This window comes from Streptomyces sp. NPDC111516, assembly GCF_055635345.1.
The window spans coordinates 1-17519 of sequence record NZ_JBVKBV010000027.1; the positions used below are offsets into that span (position 1 = coordinate 1).

15 protein-coding genes and 3 pseudogenes are annotated in these 17519 nt (G+C 68.6%); 10 read left to right on the top strand and 8 right to left on the bottom strand.

Annotation, left to right across the window (positions count from 1 at the left end):
- Nucleotides 1-142: 142 nt before the first annotated feature.
- The 3 genes and pseudogenes from ACZ7L9_RS32870 to ACZ7L9_RS32880 all read left to right on the top strand — a co-directional run.
- Nucleotides 143-331, top strand: a pseudogene (locus ACZ7L9_RS32870) (IS5/IS1182 family transposase); the annotation flags it as partial.
- Between the two features lie 194 nt (nt 332-525).
- Nucleotides 526-708, top strand: coding sequence for a hypothetical protein (locus tag ACZ7L9_RS32875; protein WP_471421023.1), 183 nt, complete (start codon nt 526-528; stop codon nt 706-708).
- 690 nt (nt 709-1398) lie between these two features.
- Complete coding sequence (locus ACZ7L9_RS32880; RefSeq protein WP_471421171.1) at nt 1399-2748, top strand: NADH-quinone oxidoreductase subunit D; 1350 nt, start codon at nt 1399-1401, stop codon at nt 2746-2748.
- 529 nt (nt 2749-3277) lie between these two features.
- On the opposite strand, the gene ACZ7L9_RS32885 is transcribed toward ACZ7L9_RS32880, so the two are convergent.
- From ACZ7L9_RS32885 to ACZ7L9_RS32895, 3 genes are all read right to left on the bottom strand, one after another.
- Entirely contained in the window at nt 3278-5335 is a 2058-nt protein-coding gene (locus tag ACZ7L9_RS32885; protein WP_471421025.1) for an aconitate hydratase, read from the bottom strand.
- Nucleotides 5336-5504: 169 nt separating this feature from the next.
- Nucleotides 5505-5627, bottom strand: coding sequence for a DUF2267 domain-containing protein (locus tag ACZ7L9_RS32890; RefSeq protein ID WP_471421027.1), 123 nt, complete (start codon nt 5625-5627; stop codon nt 5505-5507).
- Nucleotides 5628-5806: 179 nt separating this feature from the next.
- The gene (locus ACZ7L9_RS32895) at nt 5807-6370 is read right to left on the bottom strand and encodes an SLAC1 family transporter (RefSeq protein ID WP_471421028.1); all 564 of its coding nucleotides are present in this window, start codon (nt 6368-6370) and stop codon (nt 5807-5809) included.
- A gap of 349 nt (nt 6371-6719) precedes the next feature.
- Between ACZ7L9_RS32895 and ACZ7L9_RS32900 the strand changes: the two genes are divergently transcribed.
- The gene (locus tag ACZ7L9_RS32900; protein WP_471421031.1) at nt 6720-7328 is read left to right on the top strand and encodes a MarR family winged helix-turn-helix transcriptional regulator; all 609 of its coding nucleotides are present in this window, start codon (nt 6720-6722) and stop codon (nt 7326-7328) included.
- Nucleotides 7329-7471: 143 nt separating this feature from the next.
- Here ACZ7L9_RS32900 and ACZ7L9_RS32905 read toward each other — a convergent pair whose 3' ends face one another.
- Entirely contained in the window at nt 7472-7801 is a 330-nt protein-coding gene (locus ACZ7L9_RS32905) for a DUF3040 domain-containing protein (protein ID WP_471421033.1), read from the bottom strand.
- 83 nt (nt 7802-7884) lie between these two features.
- Nucleotides 7885-8337 carry an SPW repeat protein gene (locus ACZ7L9_RS32910; RefSeq protein WP_471421035.1) on the bottom strand — a complete coding sequence of 151 codons (453 nt, stop codon included), beginning with the start codon at nt 8335-8337 and terminating at the stop codon, nt 7885-7887.
- Between the two features lie 364 nt (nt 8338-8701).
- Between ACZ7L9_RS32910 and ACZ7L9_RS32915 the strand changes: the two genes are divergently transcribed.
- The 3 genes and pseudogenes from ACZ7L9_RS32915 to ACZ7L9_RS32925 all read left to right on the top strand — a co-directional run bounded on the left by ACZ7L9_RS32915 (nt 8702) and on the right by ACZ7L9_RS32925 (nt 10877).
- Nucleotides 8702-9673, top strand: a complete 972-nt coding sequence (locus ACZ7L9_RS32915; RefSeq protein WP_471421037.1) for a patatin-like phospholipase family protein — start codon at nt 8702-8704, stop codon at nt 9671-9673.
- A gap of 95 nt (nt 9674-9768) precedes the next feature.
- Nucleotides 9769-10355 (top strand): annotated as a pseudogene (locus ACZ7L9_RS32920) (IS5 family transposase); the annotation flags it as partial.
- A gap of 51 nt (nt 10356-10406) precedes the next feature.
- The gene (locus ACZ7L9_RS32925; protein ID WP_471421039.1) at nt 10407-10877 is read left to right on the top strand and encodes a hypothetical protein; all 471 of its coding nucleotides are present in this window, start codon (nt 10407-10409) and stop codon (nt 10875-10877) included.
- A gap of 27 nt (nt 10878-10904) precedes the next feature.
- On the opposite strand, the gene ppc is transcribed toward ACZ7L9_RS32925, so the two are convergent.
- Nucleotides 10905-13634, bottom strand: coding sequence for a phosphoenolpyruvate carboxylase (ppc, locus tag ACZ7L9_RS32930; RefSeq protein ID WP_471421041.1), 2730 nt, complete (start codon nt 13632-13634; stop codon nt 10905-10907).
- Nucleotides 13635-13969: 335 nt separating this feature from the next.
- On the opposite strand from ppc, the pseudogene ACZ7L9_RS32935 reads away from it, so the two are divergent.
- The 3 genes and pseudogenes from ACZ7L9_RS32935 to ACZ7L9_RS32945 all read left to right on the top strand — a co-directional run bounded on the left by ACZ7L9_RS32935 (nt 13970) and on the right by ACZ7L9_RS32945 (nt 16352).
- Nucleotides 13970-14972, top strand: a pseudogene (locus ACZ7L9_RS32935) (acyl-CoA desaturase).
- On the top strand, nt 14969-15655 hold the full coding sequence (locus tag ACZ7L9_RS32940) for a TetR family transcriptional regulator (RefSeq protein WP_471421043.1): 687 nt from the start codon (nt 14969-14971) through the stop codon (nt 15653-15655). The pseudogene ACZ7L9_RS32935 and the gene ACZ7L9_RS32940 overlap by 4 nt, the downstream one beginning before the upstream one ends.
- A 94-nt stretch (nt 15656-15749) precedes the next feature.
- Complete coding sequence (locus ACZ7L9_RS32945; protein WP_471421173.1) at nt 15750-16352, top strand: Uma2 family endonuclease; 603 nt, start codon at nt 15750-15752, stop codon at nt 16350-16352.
- A 3-nt stretch (nt 16353-16355) separates the two neighbouring features.
- Here ACZ7L9_RS32945 and ACZ7L9_RS32950 read toward each other — a convergent pair whose 3' ends face one another.
- Nucleotides 16356-16721, bottom strand: coding sequence for a VOC family protein (locus ACZ7L9_RS32950; RefSeq protein WP_471421044.1), 366 nt, complete (start codon nt 16719-16721; stop codon nt 16356-16358).
- On the bottom strand, nt 16721-17518 hold the full coding sequence (locus tag ACZ7L9_RS32955; protein ID WP_471421046.1) for a trans-aconitate 2-methyltransferase: 798 nt from the start codon (nt 17516-17518) through the stop codon (nt 16721-16723). Before ACZ7L9_RS32955 ends, ACZ7L9_RS32950 begins: the two co-directional genes overlap by 1 nt.
- Nucleotide 17519 lies beyond the last annotated feature (1 nt).

Consider the following 17519-nt stretch of genomic DNA (forward strand, 5'->3'; position numbering starts at 1 on the left):
GACGTGCACACCGTCGGGAAACCGGGCCCCGCAACGCGACGCACAAAGAAGAAGTCAACGACCCCACGTCCACGCCGCACAGGTTAAAGATCAAGCTAAGGGTTGTCCCGTAACTGCTGGTCACGGGTGAGATGATCTTGATATGGCTGGTGTGGTCACGGCGTCGGAGCCGTCCTGGATAGCCCCGTTCACTGGGCTGAGCCCGCGCTGCTTCGGCAAGTTGGTGACCGTGGTGCGTCGCGAGGTCGTGGACGAGGCGCGGCGCGGACGGCCGTGGAGCCTGCCGCTGGAGGACCGCATCCTGCTGGTCGTGGCCTACTGGCGCACGAACGAATAACGTCACGACGTACCCGCGGACCGCGGCTCAGCCGTTTCGTTTTGAGTCCAGGTTCTTAAACCACATGTCCCCTCCCTGGATGAACGGCGCCCGAAGCCGGGCGTGTCGCAGCAGTCCGCTGCGAGCCTTGTCTGCGCCAGAACGTCCGTATCCACCCAGTGAGCAGCACCGACCAACGGAGGTAAGCCATGCCCCGTACCACTACTGCCCTCGCGGCCCTGGCCGCCGCCGGCCTGATCACCGGGGCGGCGCCCACACTGTCTGTGGCCGCAACGCCCGGCGCTGCCAGCGCTGCCACCAACACCATGTGCCTGGACGTGGGCAACAGCCGATCACGCCATAAGAAACCCACCTCGATCAGGAGGGCATGACCTTCCCGCGCCCGTCATCGGCATCGGCTCCGCCGGGCGGACCGTCTCCGTCGACCTGGGCACCGACTCCCCGCACGCCTCCACACGGGCGGCGGCAAGTCGGAGACACTGCGGTGTATCGCCTGCCAGATGCTCCACCACGGCTCGCTCGTGTTCGTCCCCGACACAAGCGGATCTCCCACCCGTGGGCGCGTGGCCTGCGCCGACGTCGCCGACATCCACGACCAGCTCATCACCCTCGGCATGGAACGCCGGCGCCATACCCGCGAGGCCGACGAACTGGGCATCGACGCCGACCCGAAGGCCATCGGCCTGCGGCTGCTGATCCTCCTCGAAGAGGCCAACGCGACGATGAAGCAGCTGCCCCGCTACTGGGAGAAGATCCGCGAGTCCGGCGACCCGCAGGTCTCCCTGGCCGTCGACGTGCTCAACGAGATCCTCTACATGGGTCGCCAGCTGCGCACGCACGTGCTCTTGGTTGCCGACAGAAGGACACGGCACGGCTACCCGGCCCGGCCGGGTGTTCATGGTAGATGTGCGCGATCCTGGAATGGGCCGCCCCCATGCCGCCAAGCGTGCCCTTGCAGCTGGCGCGAGGGTACGGCCAGCCGAGACGGAACACGGCCGCCTTTGCCGATCACGCCGCGACACGTGGACGCGATCGGCGATCCGAGCGGAGGTCATGGGCTGATGAGCGACACCGAGCAGGAGCCGGCGGGAGCTCGGGATACGACCGAGGGCCGCGTCTACACCACCACCGGCGGCGACTGGGACTACGAGGTCGCCGACGCCGCGCAGCGACAAGGGAGGGCGGATGACGAGCGGATCATCGTCAACATGGGTCCGCAGCACCCGTCCACGCACGGGGTACTGCGGCTTGTCCTGGAGATCGACGGCGAGACGGTGAAGGAGGCCCGCTGCGGCATCGGGTACCTGCACACCGGCATCGAGAAGAACATGGAGTTCAGGAACTGGGTCCAGGGCACGACCTTCGTGACCCGCATGGACTACCTGACCCCGCTGTTCAACGAGACCGCCTACTGCCTGGCGGTGGAGAAGCTGCTCGGGATCACCGACCACGTGCCCGAGCGGGCCAGCGTCATCCGGGTGCTGATGATGGAGCTCAACCGCATCTCCTCGCACCTGGTGGCGCTCGCCGCTGGCGGCATGGAGATCGGCTCCACCACGCTCATGGTCTACGGATTCCGTGACCGCGAGGTCATCCTCGACATCTTCGAGCTGGTCACCGGTCTGCGCATGAACCACAGCTACGTTCGGCCCGGCGGGCTGGCGCAGGACCTGCCGCCCGGAGCACTGGACCAGATCCGCGAGGGCGTGCAGCTGCTGCGCTCGCGGATGCACGAGTACGACAAGCTGGCCACGAACAACCCGACTTTCAGGGCCCGCCTGGTGGACGTCGGCTACCTCGACCTCGCGGGCTGCATGGCACTCGGCGCGACCGGGCCGATTCTACGCGCAACCGGCCTGCCGCACGACCTGCGTAAGTCGGACCCGTACTGCGGCTACGAGCAGTACGACTTCGAGGTCGAGACGGCGGACAGCTGCGACTGCTACGGCCGCTTCGTGATCCGGCTGCACGAGATGGAGCAGTCGCTGCGGATTGTCGAGCAGTGCCTGGAGCATCTGGGGGGCGGCGGCGGTGCGGTGATGGTCGCCGACAAGAAGATCGCGTGGCCGGCGCAGCTCGCGCTCGGCGCGGACGGGTTGGGCAACTCGCTCGATCACGTCCGCACCATCATGGGCGAGTCCATGGAGGCGCTGATCCACCACTTCAGGCTGGTCACGGACGGCTTCCGCGTTCCGCCCGGGCAGGTATATGTGGCGGTCGAGTCACCCAGGGGCGAGCTCGGCGCGCACGTCGTCTCCGACGGCGGCACCCGGCCGTACCGGGTGCACTTCCGCGACCCGAGCTTCACCAACCTGCAGACGGTGGCCGCGATGTGCGAAGGCGGGCAGGTCGCCGACGTCATCGTCGCGGTGGCCAGCATCGACCCGGTGATGGGAGGCGTGGACCGGTGAAAGAATCCCTCGCACAGCGGCTACCCACCGCCGAGTCGTCGTCGGCGTTTTGGCAGATGCCGTCGGCGGACAGCCCAGATGACCGATCCGGCGAACTTCCTTGCCACGCCGCCAGTCTGCCCGCCAGGGTGTCCTCCACGGGGGCGCCGCCGTCCTGAGACCGGGGAACCGGACCCCGGCACGGGCAACAGCGGTCCGGCCCCGCCCACCAGGTCCCCGCCCACCCCTCTGCGAGGTGGCGGGCTTGCTGCGGTTTTAGAGGCGGATGCTGGAGAGTCGGCACGGGCATGAACAGTTCAATCATCATGCCGCGCACGGCCATCAGGCTCGATCCACAAGATCGGAGAGCTGCTGCGCAAGGGGCCTCCACAGGGAGGCAAATCTCATTATGCGGGAAATTCTGCCCACTTCAGCATCTCGCTGAATAGCATTCCGCCCAGAGGAGATGCGATGGGTGAGCACATTCACGTCCGCATTCGGGACGGCCTGAGGAGCCCCCGAAAAATGAGTAGCGGCGTGGGTGGCCGGGTCAGTCGCCGGGGTGGCTGAGTTCGCCCGGGTCCGCCAGCGCGGCCAGGGTGTCGATGCGGGCACTTCCCTGGTGCTGTTGCTCCTTGCGGGCGAGGGCTGCGATGGTGCCTCCCGCCAGTACGGTGCGGCGGCGGCCGTCGGAGAGGCGGTGTCGGACCGGGTAGGTCTCGTTCTTGCTGGTGTTGCGCAGTTGCAGGCGCGACTCGGCTCCGGGGGCCAGGGCCGCGTGGAGGTTCTCCAGCCGTAGCCGATTGCCGGTCTCGATGCGGTCGTAGTCGGTCGGCTCGGCGAATTCCAGCGGCAGGACGCCAAAGTTGGTCAGGTTCTGCCAGTGGATGCGGGCGTAGGACTTGGCGATGACGGCGCGCAGCCCCAGGTGGCGTGGGGTGATGGCAGCGTGCTCGCGGGAGGAGCCCTGGCCGTAGTTCTCCCCGCCGATGACGAAGTGGTGGCCGGGCCCGCCGTCGCCAGCGAGTTCGGCGGCGCGCCGGGGGTAGTCCGGGTCGATCCGCGTGAAGGTGAACTCGGCGAGCTTGGGGATGTTGGAGCGGTACGGCAGTGCTTTCGCGCCGGCCGGGGAGATCTCGTCGGTGGAGACGTTGTCGCCGCACTTGAGCAGGACCGGGCCCTCAAGCACGTCGGGAAGTGGGGCGAAGTCGGGCAGGCCGGAGATGTTGGGGCCACGGTCCAGCGTGATGCGGGCGGCCTGCTCGGGCGGCAGCGGCGGCTCAAGCATCGCGCGGTTAACCGACGCCTGCTCGGGCAGACGCAGCTGCGGGTGGGGCACGGCCTCCTTGGCCGCCCAGTCGCGGGGGTCGGTGATCGTGCCCGTGAGGGCGGAGACGGCGGCCGTCTCCGGGGAGCAGAGCCAGACCGCGTCCTGTTCGGTGCCGGAGCGGCCGGGGAAGTTGCGCGGGAAGGTGCGCAGACTGTTACGGCCGGGGGCCGGGGCCTGGCCCATGCCGATGCAGCCCAGGCAACCAGCCTGGTGGATACGGGCCCCAGCGGCAATCAGCTCGAAGGTGGCACCCATCTTGGTGAGGTCGGCGAGGATCTCGCGGGAGGTCGGGTTGACGTCGAAGCTGACGGCGGGGTGGGTCTGGCGGCCGGCGACGATCGCGGCGGCTACGGCAAAGTCGCGCAGCCCCGGATTGGCCGAGGAGCCGATGACGGCCTGCCCGATGGGCTCGCCCGTGGCCTCACGCACCGGCACGACGTTGCCGGGCGAGGTGGGGCGGGCGATGAGCGGTTCGAGTGAGCCGAGGTCGATCTCCTCGGTCAGGTCGTAGACAGTGTCCGGATCGGCGGCCAGCTCGTGGAAGTCGGCCTCGCGCTCCTCGACGCGCAGGAAGCCGCGCACTGCGGCGTCGGAGGGGAATACGGAGGCGGTCGCGCCCAGTTCGGCGCCCATGTTGGCGATGACGTGCCGGTCCATCGCGGTCAGCTGCTCGAGGCCCGGGCCGTGGTACTCCAGGATCCGGTTGACCGCCCCCCTCACGCCGTGCCGCCGCAGCAGTTCCAGCACCACGTCCTTGGCGCTCACCCAGTCCGGCAGCCGGCCGGTCAGGCGGATCCCCCAGATCTCCGGCATGGTGAAGTGCAACGGCCGCCCGGCCATGGCGAGCGCCACCTCCAGGCCGCCGGTGCCGAGCGCGAGCATGCCGAGCGAGCCGGCGGCGCAGGTGTGCGAGTCGGACCCGGCCAGCGTCTTGCCGGGGACGCCGAAGCGTTGCATGTGGATGGGGTGGGACACGCCGTTGCCGGGCTTGGAGTACCAGATGCCGAAGCGGCGGCATGCGGAGCGCAGGAAGGCGTGGTCCTCGGCGTTGCGCTCGTCCGCTTGGAGCAGGTTGTGGTCGACGTACTGGACGCTGACCTCGGTGCGCACCCGGTCCAGACCGAGGGCCTCCAGCTCCTGCATCACCAGGGTGCCGGTGGCGTCCTGGGTGAGCGTCTGATCGATCCGCAGCCCGATCTCCGAGCCCGGCTCCATCCGCCCATTGATGAGATGATCGGCGATGAGCCGGTGCGCCAGCGTGCCGTGGGAGAGCCTCATACCACCCAGGCTGCGCGCTCTGACCCGGGACCGGCAAGCCGCCGGACCGGTCGGCGGCCCCACCTCGGCTCCTGCCGACAGCGTGAGGAGCATATCGTGTTCGCTTATGTGCGTTCCGGTGGCGGGAATGTCTGGGGCATTCTCGATGCGCCACAGGTGTTCGGCGATCTCATACTTGCGCGGCGAGTTTGTCCGCCAGCCCGGCGGGGATGCGCTCGGCGAGCGTTTCGAGCATTGCGCGGGCCGCTCTTTCCGCGGCGCCACGACTGTCCAGCCGCGCCCCTGGCCGCAAGGCCTCTGCCCACCTCGCTGCCAGAAGCAGTAGCCGGCACCGCGGCCACGGCGTTCCAGACCTGCGGGGTGTGCTCGAAGACGTCGGTCATGGGCACAGATCACTACTGACGACGGATCGCCGACGAACCCGCTGGATAGATCACAAAACCGTACTGGAGTACTAGGCGTTGCTCTTCGTCAGCCGACGGCTTCCGTCTGGATTTGTCGCAGCAGTCCGGCGAGGGTGAGCAGCCATGCGGCGGCGGCGATCCACAACAAAACGGTTCCGGTGGTTGCGAGTTGATGAATGCCGGTGGCTGAGGGGGTGGCGAGGGAGGCGACGGCGGTCATGCCCATGGGAAAGACGGTGGACCAGCGGTGGCTGTTGTAGCGCGGGCGGGGATGCGTGAGTTCGGCGGTGGCCAGGACGAGGTACCAGGCGAAGGCGCAGCCGAGCAGCGCGAGCGTTGCTGTGCGAAGCGCGGTGTGAACACCCTCGGTCCAGATGGGGGAGGGCAGGAGCTTTGCTCCAGTGAGTGATGAGATCGCCGACGCGCCCGCGGCGATCCACTGGTCGCCGGTTCCGGTGACGATCTGCCGGGGATCGAAGTGGGCGAGTGCTGCGATGTAGAGGCTCACTCCGAGGCAAGCGGCCAGTACGGCAAGCCCCTGGGTGCACACAGACGAGAAAGACGGCCCCCGGTATCCCCAGGCGCCACTGCCGGATGTCCGCGAACAGCAGCCCCGGGCATGCGAGCGCACCCGTCCCGGCCGCAGGATCCGGATCCTGCATCCGCAGCACTCCCGGCACTTGTTCGCGGTCAGCGGTGAAGGGACCTTGAGGCCCTTCTCCTAGTAGTCCGCTCGCATGCGGCCCTGACTATCGAGGGAGTGTCGGATCTCGTAGGAGTCCTCCCAGGCGTGCCCGCACTGCACGAACGAATAGGCTTCGCGTATTGGCTCAGCCTTCAACGTCCTGTCGCTGGAACCGTCGCATCCGCCGGTTCCAGTCTGCGGATCCACTATAACATTGCATTCTGCAATAATTGCAGGGGGTGAGGACGCCATGCCGGACTGCGAGCCTGCCGAACGAAGGGCTGGAAAGAACGCGATGACGCGGCAGGAGTCCCGACTCAAGCCCTCCGATGGACAGCCCTCTCGCACGGAACTCGACCAGGAGGCCGAAGAAGTCACCCTGGCCGTCATGGCGGCTTCCAGGCTGCTCATCGCGATCTCGGCCCGCGCGCTCACGTCCGCCGACGACTCTCTCACCCTGCCCCAGTTGCGGGCCCTGGTGGTGCTTGACACGTGCGGGCCCGTCAAGCTCGCCGCCATGGCCGCGACGCTGGGGGTCAACCCCTCCACCGCGCTGCGCATGGTCGAACGTCTGGAGTCCGTCGGCCTCATAGACCGCAAAACCAACCCCGACAACCGGCGCGAGGTCATCCTCCGCCTCACATCCACCGGACGAAGCCTCGTCGAGCGCGTCCTCGCCCACCGGCGCACCGAAGTCCGCGCCCTCGTGCAGCAACTGCCCCCCGAAGCGCGCGCCACGCTCGTTCCCGCACTGAAGGCACTCACCGAGGCGGCGGACGAGATGGCGGTGGATCCCTTCGACGAGGTGCGCCGCGTCGGCGGCCTCATCAACGACCCGCTCAACCCCGCCCCGCCGGACGCTCCGCAGGGAGGAAGTCGTCGGCCAAGAGACAGGACGACCTGACTCCGGCCTGCGTAGAGCGATCCGTCTGAAGGAGCACACCAACGCCGAGTACAAGCTGTGGCGCCCGCTCCAGCGGCACACCGGGCGCCGCGGTGACTCGCGCGGTGGCCGCTCACCTGACCGGTGCCCAAGGGGCGCTACGGTCAGAGGTTCGTGCGGCCGCCGTGGCGAGAGTACTGGAAGGATCCCGTCAGTTTCGGCAGTGCCGAGACGCAGACCATGGCCATCGCCGCGATGAAGAGGGCCGGACTGCGAACGGCGATGGCCACGATCAGCAGTATTGCGGCGACCGACAGGAACACTGGGGTGGACAAAAGGGCCGCGCAGCAGCGCCGGAGCAAGCGCGGGAGGACGGTGCAGAGGGGGGTGGCCTTACCGAAGGAACTGAGCATCCGTGCCAGGTGGGGGTCGTCCTGGTTCAGATGCTGCTGGATGTCGGCGAGGACCCGCTGGTCTTGCTGGGAGAGGCTCATAGCGCCCTCACAAGTGCGTTCACGTGCCAGAGGCGCGGCCAGGCCACGGTGACGCAAACCTGCGCCGCGCCGATGCGGAGGCACTACTTCGTGGCGGTTCTGCGACCGGCCGACCTCATCATGGCCATGGCGGCCAGCCCCAGAGCGAGGGCGACGCCACCGATCCAGCAGTTGTTCCAGATGATCCCTGCAGAGGCGCTGTGGCCAGCGGTGACCACCCACGGCGAGATGATCATCCAGACGCCCATGGCGGCGACTGTCCAGCTCAGACGGAGCAAGCTCTCGCCCGCCAGTGTCAGCCCCAGGCCGATCACGGCCATGGTGATGCCGACAATCAGGTTGTTCACGGTGATGTCGGGCTGCGTATGGAAGTGCACGACCCAGGGCGAGATGGCCGTGTACAGCCCTGTCAGCAGGATCAGCCCGTCCACGGCGACGGCCTGACGGCCGCCCGCCACGTGTGCATAACGTTCCCGCATCTCGGCCACGTCGGGGTGGCCGGCGATGTCGGGTCGACTGTGGGAGAGGTCAGACATGCGACTCGCTTCCTCTCAGTGCCCTGAAACGCCCTGATGGGCTCAAGCGGTCACGTGCCGGCGCTGACCGCCGTATCACGATGACCGAGGGGACCGGGTGCGCCGGTAGGGCGACTGCGGCCTTCGGGGTGATCTTTGGGGGCGCCCACTCCACGGGACCCCTTTCTCGTGCGGCTCCGTCCACCCTCCGGACCCGCCTCTTCAAACGTACTCTTGCACTAGGCAATGATGCGAAGGTCGTACTGCGTGGTTCCCGGCAACCACATCGTGCGCGCATCAATCCAGCAGGTCGGAGAGCCGCTGAGCAATCAGAAGGTCGACTGTGGCGGCCTGAAATCCAGGGGGTTCGCGAAGAGGTTTCGTGATGACGACGGCATTTGTTCTGTCCGGGGGCGGCAGTCTGGGCGCCGTGCAGGTGGGGATGCTGCGTGCTCTTACCGTGCGCGGCATCCATCCCGACCTCGTCGTCGGCGCCTCGGTGGGCTCGCTGAACGCGGCCTTCTACGCAGCCCGGCCGGATACACAGGGTGTCGAAGAACTCGCGCGGTTGTGGCTGCAGGTCGGAGAACACGATGTGTACCCCCTGGAGCCCTCAGAAATGCTGCCGAGACTGCTCGCCAGCTTCCCCGGCCGCCCTGTTCGTGCCGTTATTCGGGCGCTGGGAGGACTGAACTACATCTTCCCCGTCAACCCGCTCCTGGTCGGCCGGGCGGCAGCCGGCCGGGCCGATCACGTTTTCAGCAATCGTCGTTTCGAGGGCTTCCTTCACCGCGTACTGCCGCTGGAGCGCATCGAGGACGCGACGGTTCCCCTCAAGATCCTGGCCACGGATGCATGCGACGGGCGAGGGTTCCTCCTCACCCACGGCCCGGCGGTACCGGCCCTCATGGCCAGCACCGCCGTTCCAGGGTTCTACCCGCCGGTGGCGATCGAGGGACGTCACCTCATCGATGGCGCCGTAGCCAATGGAACCACCCTCGACCATGCGATCGCGCTCGGTGCAGACGAGGTCTATGTCCTGGCCCCTGGGTTCTCGTGCCGCCTGTCCGCGGCGCCGTCCACCGTGCTCGCGATGGCCACTCACGCGTACAACCTGCTGGAAGAGCAACGCATGGCAGCCTCGATCGCGCAGGCCCGCGCCCGCGTGCGGCTCCATGTTCTGCCGCCGGTACGCCCGGTGGCACTGCTGCCCATCGACTTCCGGCAGACTGCGCAGCTCATCGAGGCGGCCACGGACACAACCCTTCAATGGCTCGACCACGGCCGACACAGCGCAGCAATTGCGACCTCTGAACTGCCCCGAGTTCTCCGGACAGGGCGCAGTGCCCCGAGTTGAGTGGAGTCGTGTCGCTTGGCTTTACGCACTCGCCCCAGGCAAGGCTCGGTAAGGGGCCTCTCCAGGAGGCGCCCGGGCCACCTACGGGCAGACGGTCCAGAGCCTGCCTCTGGGGCCGGCTGCACGAGGCGGTGCTCGACCGCATCGATGAGTGCGGACTGCTCGACCTGACCCGCGTGGTCCTCGACTCCGCCCACGTACGGGCCAAAAAAGGGGCGAACTCACAGGCCCGAGACCCGTGGACCGGGGTAAACCGGGTTCCAAGATGCACGTCCTGTCGGACGCGAACGGACTGCCCCTGGTCGTCGGGCTCTCCGCCGCCAACACCCACGACAGCCAAGGTCTGAAGCCCATGGTGGCCGGTCTCCAAACGAGACACGACCCCCACCGCGGCTGGAACTACCAACCCCGCAAGCTCCACACCGACAAGGCATACGACATCCCTGAACTGCATAGATGGCTGCGCGGTAAACGTATCGGCGTCCGCATCGCCCGCAAAGGAATCGAATCCAGCGAACGGCTCGGACGCCGAAGACGGGTCATCGAACGCACCATGTCGTGGCTGACCGGCTACCGCAGGCTCAACCACCGCTACGAACGCCACCCCCGCAACTACCTGGCCTCCCTCGGCCTCGCCGCCGCCCTCTGCTGCTACAAACGACTCCTCCGACTCACCACATAGGACACTGTCTAAGTTGACCAGGCGCGTTGCTCTGCCGAAGGATCGCTCCCCATGAAGCGGAACTCCTCACACCGCGCCCTGGTCCATGCCCGCAACGCGGCCATGGGCTGTGTCGTCCTGCTGCTGCTCGTCGCGGGTGTGCTCTCCTCCTGGAGTTCGGCGCACCACGTCGTTCTGCCCAAGGGCCGCGAGCACGGCACGATGACCGTCACGGGCTGTGGCGCCGATGTCTGTACCGGTCCGTTCGCACCGTCCGGGCAGGCTGCCGCGCGCGCCCGGGTGACGATCGAGAAGTCTGTGGCGGCGCGGCGGGGCGACCGCTTCCCGGTGGTCGTGAAGCCGGGTACGGACGACGTCGTACGCACCGGGATTGCGGGTTTCCTGCATGCGTGGGTGCCGCTGGGTGGTGCGTTGGTGCTGGCGGCTCTGCTGATCGGCGGCGGCCTGCGGCTGCCCCGGGTCGCCTGGGGTACGGGGATCGCGGGTGCGGTCCTGCTGGTGGCGACGTTCTTCGCCCTGTGAGTGGGACCGCACCCACGCCCCGGCGGCTCAGCCGGTGTTGCGCAGACCCGCTGCGACACCGTTCACGGTGAGCAGCAGGGCCCGTGCGAGCAGCGGGTCGGCCGCCTCGCCGCGTGCCGCCGCCTCGCGCTGACGGGCCAGCAGCGAGACCTGGAGGTACGAGATCGGGTCCAGGTAGGCGTCCCGGATGGCGAAGGTCTGCTGGAGCACCGGGCTGGTACCGAGCAGCTCGGATCCGCCGGTGACCTTCAGGACCTCCTGGACCGTGAGCGCGTGCTCGGCCTCGATGTCGGCGAAGACATGCTTCAGCTCGTCGGGGACCAGCGTGTCGACATAGTGGCGGGCGATCCGCAGATCGGTCTTGGCGAGCGTCATCTCCACGTTCGAGATGAAGTTCCGGAAGAAGTGCCACTGCTCGTGCATCTCGTCCAGAACGGTGTCCAGGCCGGCCTCGCGCAGTGCCTTGAGCCCGGAGCCGACGCCGTACCAGCCGGGCACGATCTGCCGTGACTGGGTCCAGCCGAAGACCCACGGGATGGCCCGCAGCCCGTCCAGGCCCGCGCCGGAGTCCGGACGCCGCGACGGACGCGAACCGAGGTGCAGTTCGGCGAGTTGGTCGACGGGGGTGGAGGCGAAGAAGTACGCGGGCAGGTCGGGGTCCTCGACCAGCTTGCGGTACGCGGCGTGCGCGGCGTCGGAGACGGTGTCCATCGCGGCGTCCCAGCGGGCCAGGGCCTCGTCGGACTGGCGGGGCGCGGTGTGCAGCGCGGAGGCCTGGAGGGTGGCCGCTACGGTCAGCTCCAGGTTCTCCCGGGCGAGCGCCGGGATGAGGTACTTGTCGGAGATGACCTCGCCCTGCTCGGTCACCTTGATCTCGCCCTCCAGGGTGCCCCACGGCTGGGCGAGGATCGCGTCGTGCGAGGGGCCGCCGCCGCGGCCGACGGTGCCGCCGCGGCCGTGGAAGAGGCGCAGACGTACGCCGTAACGGTGCGCGACGTCGCGCAGCCGGCGCTGTGCCCGGTGGATCTCCCACTGCGAGGTGGTGATGCCGCCGAACTTGGAGGAGTCGGAGTAGCCGAGCATGACCTCCTGCACGTCTCCGCGCAGGGAGACGAGACGGCGGTACGACGGGTCGGCGAGCATCTCGTCGAGAATGACGTCGGCGGCGCGCAGCTCGTCGGTGGTCTCCAGGAGCGGCACGATGCCGATCTTGGCCCAGCCGCCGTGCAGATCGAGCAGTCCGGCCTCGCGGGCCAGGACGGCGGCCGCGAAGACGTCGTCGGCGCCCTGGCACATCGAGATGATGTAGGACTCGATGACCTCGGGGCCGAACCGCTCGAAGGCTTCCTTGATGGTGTGGAAGACGCCGAGGGTCTTCTCGCCCGCGGCGTCCAGCGGCGCCGGGGTAGGGGCGAGCGGGCGGCGCGAGCGCAGTTCCTTGGCGAGCAGCTTCTGCCGGTAGTCGCGCGGCATGTCGGCGTAGCGCCAGGACTCCTCGCCGAGCCGGTCGAAGAGCTGGCCGAGGGCGTGGTGGTGGGCGTCGGCGTGTTCGCGTACGTCCATGGTGGCGAGCTGCAGGCCGAACGCGGCGAGGGTGCGGATGGTGCGGTCCATCCGGCCGTCGGCGAACAGGCCGCCGCGGTGCTCGCGCAGGGAGGTCTGGATGAGTTCGAGGTCGGCGATGAGCTCGGCGGTTCCGAGGTAGTCGCAGCCGGGGCGGTGCGGGGTGCCGCCGGCGAGGCGTTCGCGGGTGTTGAGGAGCTTCTGGCGGATGCAGGTGGCCTTGAGGCGGTACGGTTCCTCGGCGTTCAGCCGCTTGTAGCGGGGGCTGATCTCGGGGAGGCGTTCCAGGTCGGCCTGGAGCGAGGTCAGCAGTTCGTCGGTGGCGCCGGTGTAGCGGATGGAGTTGGAGAGCTGCGCGCGGAGGTGGTCGACGAGCTCCAGCGCGTCGGTGATGCCGTGCTCGTGCTGGAGGATCAGTACCTCGCGGGTGACGGCGGGTGTCACGTTGGGGTTGCCGTCGCGGTCGCCGCCGATCCACGTGCCGAAGGTGAGGGGGCGGGTGCCGGCGGGCAGTTCGATGCCGACGCGCTCGAGCTCGGCCGCGAGGTCTTCGAGTACGTCCCCGACGGCATTGGCGTGCAGTTCGTCGAGGTAGTAGATGGCGTTGCGGGCTTCGTCGGCGGGCTCGGGGCGGACGACACGGAGTTCGTCGGTCTGCCAGATGAGGTCGATGTTCTCGGCGAGGCGCAGGTCCTGGCGACGCCGGTCGGCGTCGATCACCGGTGTTTCCAGCAGTTCGGCGATGCGGCGGAGCTTGTTGAGTACGGAGCGCCGGGCGGCCTCGGTGGGGTGTGCGGTGAAGACGGGTCGTACGTTGAGGTTCTTGACGGTCTCGCGCAGGTGGACCGGGTCCGCGTCCTTCAGCCGGTCGGCGGTGCGGGCGAGGAGCCCGCCCTCGGCGGCGCGGCGGTCGCGCATCTCGTGGGCGCGGTGGACCTGTTCGGTGACGTTGGCGAGGTGGAAGTAGGTGGAGAAGGCGCGCACGAGTTGTGCGGCGGTCTCCAGGTCCGTGTCGCCGAGGAGTTCGGCGGCGGCCTCACCGTCGGTGCGGGTCAGGGCGCGGACGCGCTCGACGAGGTCGAGGAGTTCCTGGCCTTCCTGGCGTACGAGGGTCTCGCCCAGCAGGTCGCCGAGGCGGCGGATGTCGGCGCGCAGCTCGGCGCTGGCGGCGGGGGTCTGGTCGGCACTGCTCACAGTGTGCGGCTCCTTGCAGTGAATGAGGAGGTGCGTCGCGTAGCGAATCCCAACAAGGATGGCGGTGGGAGACGGGCGGGCGGGATCTCCGGGGCCGCGGTCGGCAGCGGTGCTGACGCCACCCCGGGAAAGCAGAGTGCGGACCGCGCTGTCCGGCACCACCAGGATAGGTGTCCACACTGTGGGCACCGCTCCGCCCCGATCGGGTTTCCCTTCGTGGACGGCCCGTCGCGCTCTCGTGCGGTGGGCCCTCGCGCTGCCATACTTACGTAAGCGTAGGTTACGGACGCGTAGCCGGAGCAGTCCGTCGTACTCCTCATTCCAGGGGATTCCCCATGAACACCAGCCCCGCTGTGGTCGACGAGGCCGAGCCGTCGGCGGCCGATGACCAGGCCCTTCCCTCCGCCACGCTCGGCGGGGACAGTAAACGGTCGGTCGAGCAGTTCGCTCTTCTGTTGTTCATCGTGGTGCCGTTCGTGGCGCTGGTCGCGGCGGTGCCGCTGGCCTGGGGTCGGGGCGTGAGCTGGCTCGATGTGGGTCTGCTCGTGGCGATGTACTTCATCGGCTGCCACGGGATCACGATCGGTTTCCACCGCTATTTCACCCATGGTTCCTTCAAGGCGAAGCGTCCGCTCCGTATCGCTCTGGCCGTCGCGGGTTCACTGGCCGTGGAGGGCCCGCTGGTGCGTTGGGTGGCGGATCACCGCAAGCACCACCGCTTCTCGGACGCGGAGGGCGATCCGCACTCGCCGTGGCGGTTCGGCGAGAGCCTCCCGGCCCTGTTGAAGGGTCTGTGGTGGGCGCATATCGGCTGGATGTTCGATGAGGAGCAGACGCCGCAGCAGAAGTACGCCCCCGATCTGATCAGGGATCCGGCGCTCCGTGGGATCTCGCGCCACTTCCTCACCTTCACGACCGTGTCGCTGCTGCTTCCGCCGCTGGTCGGCGGTCTCGTGACGATGTCGTGGTGGGGGGGCGGCGACGGCCTTCTTCTGGGGGTCTCTCGTCCGGGTGGCGCTGCTGCACCATGTCACGTGGTCGATCAATTCCATCTGTCATGCGGTCGGCAAGCGTCCGTTCAGGTCCCGTGACCGGTCGGGGAACGTGTGGTGGCTGGCGGTGCTGTCGTGCGGCGAGTCCTGGCACAACCTGCACCACGCGGATCCGACGAGTGCGCGGCACGGTGTGATGAAGGGGCAGATCGATTCGAGTGCCCGGCTGATCCGCTGGTTCGAGAAACTGGGCTGGGCGTCCGACGTGCGCTGGCCCGACTCCGCCCGGATCGAGTCCCGCCGTATCGACTCCCGGCGCGACCGTGCGCATACCGAAGCGGCATGATTGACGACGTGGCGACCGACTCCAGCACCAGCAGCGAGAAAAACCGTCCTTCTTCCGCCCGGCGCGCCCGCCGGGTGCGGATGACCGGTAAGGAACGTCGCGAGCAGTTGCTGGACATCGGCCGTACGCTCTTCGCCGACAAGGGCTTCGAGGGCACTTCGGTCGAGGAGATCGCGGCCCGCGCCGGTGTTTCCAAGCCGGTCGTCTACGAGCACTTCGGCGGCAAGGAGGGCCTGTACGCCGTCGTGGTGGACCGCGAGATGCGCCAGCTCCTCGACATGGTCACCGGCGCCCTGACCGCGGGCCACCCCCGCGAACTCCTGGAGCAGGCCGCGTTCGCCCTGCTCGACTACATCGAGACGTACACGGACGGCTTCCGCATCCTGGTCCGCGACTCCCCCGTCGCCCAGTCGACCGGCACGTTCGCCTCCCTCATCAGTGACATCGCCACCCAGGTGGAGGACATCCTGGGCCTGGAGTTCAAGGCCCGCGGCTTCGACCCGAAGCTGGCCCCGCTCTATGCCCAGGCACTGGTCGGCATGGTCGCACTGACCGGCCAGTGGTGGGTCAACGCCCGCAAGCCGGAGAAGGCGGAGGTCGCCGCCCACCTGGTGAACCTGGCCTGGCACGGCCTGGAGAACCTGGAGTCGAAGCCGCGGCTGATGGGGCACCGCAAGAGCTGAACCCGGGCGGTTGGTCACTCATTGTGATGACGGCACGGGGAAACGACCCCTACTGTGGTCGGTAGGGCCAAGAATCCCGTCCATGGGAGGAACCATGACCGCCGAGCCGATCACCGCGCACAGCTCCCGCTGGCCGGTGCCGCCCCAGGACGGATACACGGTGGACGATCTGTTCACCTTGCCCGATCTCCCGCCGCACACTGAACTGCTCGACGGGAGCCTGGTTTTTGTGAGTCCACAGCGAGATTTCCACGGCACCGTGATCGATCTGTTGGTGTCCGGTCTGCGGTGCACAGCGCCCCGGGATATGAAAGTCCGCCGCGAAATGACCGTGGTCCTCGACCGCCGCAACGGCCCCGAGCCCGACATCTCCGTCGTCCGCGCCGCAGCTGTCACCGGACGGGAATTGACCCGCTTCCAGGCCACCGACGTCCTCCTCGCCGTCGAGGTCGTCTCCCCCGACTCGGAGGCCCGCGACCGCAACGCCAAACCGCAGAAGTACGCCGCGGCCGGTATCCCGAATTTCTGGCTGGTCGAGACGGCCGGCACCGACCAGCATCCGGTGGTGCGGGTCTACGAGCTGGACCCGGTGTCCAAGACGTACGCCCTGACGGGGATCCATCACGACCGTCTCAAGACGGGCGTTCCGTTCCCGATCGACATCGACATCACGCTGGACGCGCTCGACCGGCTCTGAGGCTCACCCGTCCACCGGCTCCAGGAACTCCAGCCGGTTCCCCACCGGGTCGTGGCTGAAGAAGCGCCGGTGCCCCGGCAGGTCGCCGTCCCAGGTCACCTCCGCGCCGCGTTCCGCCAGCCGGGCCGCGTACGCCTCGATGTCCGTGACCCGCAGGCCCGGGTGGGCCTTCCTCGCCGGGCGGAAGCCGGACTCGATGCCCAGGTGGAGCTGGACCGGGCCCGCCCGGAACCAGCAGCCGCCGCGGGCCGCGAGTGCGGGGGGTTTGGCGATCTCCGTCATGCCCAGGGTGTCGACGTAGTACGTGCGCAGGGCGTGCTCCGAGCCTTCCGGGGCGGCCAGTTGGACGTGGTCGAGAGCGGCGATCATCACTTCTCCTTGCGGGCCACGGCGAAGATGCGGCGGAACGGGAAGACCGTGCCGTGCGGGCCCTGGGGGTAGGCGGTGCGCAGCAGGTCGCGGTATTCGGCGAGGAACGCGTCGCGGGCGTCGGCGTCGTCGGCCAGGGCTGTCAGGACGGGGCGCAGGCCGGTGCCCTTGACCCAGTCGAGCACCGGGTCCTCGCCGGGCAGCAGATGCAGATACGTGGTCTCCCAGACGTCCGCCGTGATGCCGGGGGCCGTCAGCGCGTCGAGGTAGGCGGCGGGGCTGAGCACCGCGTCGGCGTGGCGCAGCTCGCCGGCCAGACGGTCGCGCCAGCGCGGGGACCCCGCGAGTTCCCGCATCAGGACATGGCTGGGCTGGTCGAAGTTGCCGGGGACCTGGAAGGCGAACGTCCCGCCGGGGGTGATGGCGTCCAGCCAGACCGGGAAGCGGGCGGTGTGGTCCGGGACCCACTGGAGCAGGGCGTTGGAGAAGATCAGGTCGTACGGCTCCGCGGGGGTCCAGGTCGCGGCGTCGGCCTCGGCGAAGTCCAGGAGGGGGCCGGCGTGGGTGCGTGCCTGCTCCAGCATCTGCGGGGAATTGTCGTAGCCGGTGATGTGCGCCTTCGGCCAGCGGTCGGCCAGCAGCGTCGTCACGTTCCCCGCTCCGCAGCCGAGGTCGGCGATCCGGGGCGCGGGGGCGGCCGGCGGCTCGGTGACGCGGGCCAGGAGATCGTGGAAGGGGCGGGTGCGATGGTCCGCGTGGCGCAGGTACTGCTGCGGATCCCAGGTGGGTGCGGTCATG

Coding starts and splice junctions, on each gene's coding strand:
- ACZ7L9_RS32885 (WP_471421025.1), bottom strand. CDS start 5,335: ATGAGGCTCTCCCACGGCACGCTGGCGCACCGGCTCATCGCCGATCAT.
- ACZ7L9_RS32915 (WP_471421037.1), top strand. CDS start 8,702: ATGACGACGGCATTTGTTCTGTCCGGGGGCGGCAGTCTGGGCGCCGTG.
- ACZ7L9_RS32880 (WP_471421171.1), top strand. CDS start 1,399: ATGAGCGACACCGAGCAGGAGCCGGCGGGAGCTCGGGATACGACCGAG.
- ACZ7L9_RS32945 (WP_471421173.1), top strand. CDS start 15,750: ATGACCGCCGAGCCGATCACCGCGCACAGCTCCCGCTGGCCGGTGCCG.
- ACZ7L9_RS32875 (WP_471421023.1), top strand. CDS start 526: ATGCCCCGTACCACTACTGCCCTCGCGGCCCTGGCCGCCGCCGGCCTG.
- ACZ7L9_RS32955 (WP_471421046.1), bottom strand. CDS start 17,518: ATGACCGCACCCACCTGGGATCCGCAGCAGTACCTGCGCCACGCGGAC.
- ACZ7L9_RS32950 (WP_471421044.1), bottom strand. CDS start 16,721: ATGATCGCCGCTCTCGACCACGTCCAACTGGCCGCCCCGGAAGGCTCG.
- ACZ7L9_RS32940 (WP_471421043.1), top strand. CDS start 14,969: ATGATTGACGACGTGGCGACCGACTCCAGCACCAGCAGCGAGAAAAAC.
- ACZ7L9_RS32925 (WP_471421039.1), top strand. CDS start 10,407: ATGAAGCGGAACTCCTCACACCGCGCCCTGGTCCATGCCCGCAACGCG.
- ACZ7L9_RS32910 (WP_471421035.1), bottom strand. CDS start 8,337: ATGTCTGACCTCTCCCACAGTCGACCCGACATCGCCGGCCACCCCGAC.
- ACZ7L9_RS32905 (WP_471421033.1), bottom strand. CDS start 7,801: ATGAGCCTCTCCCAGCAAGACCAGCGGGTCCTCGCCGACATCCAGCAG.
- ACZ7L9_RS32900 (WP_471421031.1), top strand. CDS start 6,720: ATGACGCGGCAGGAGTCCCGACTCAAGCCCTCCGATGGACAGCCCTCT.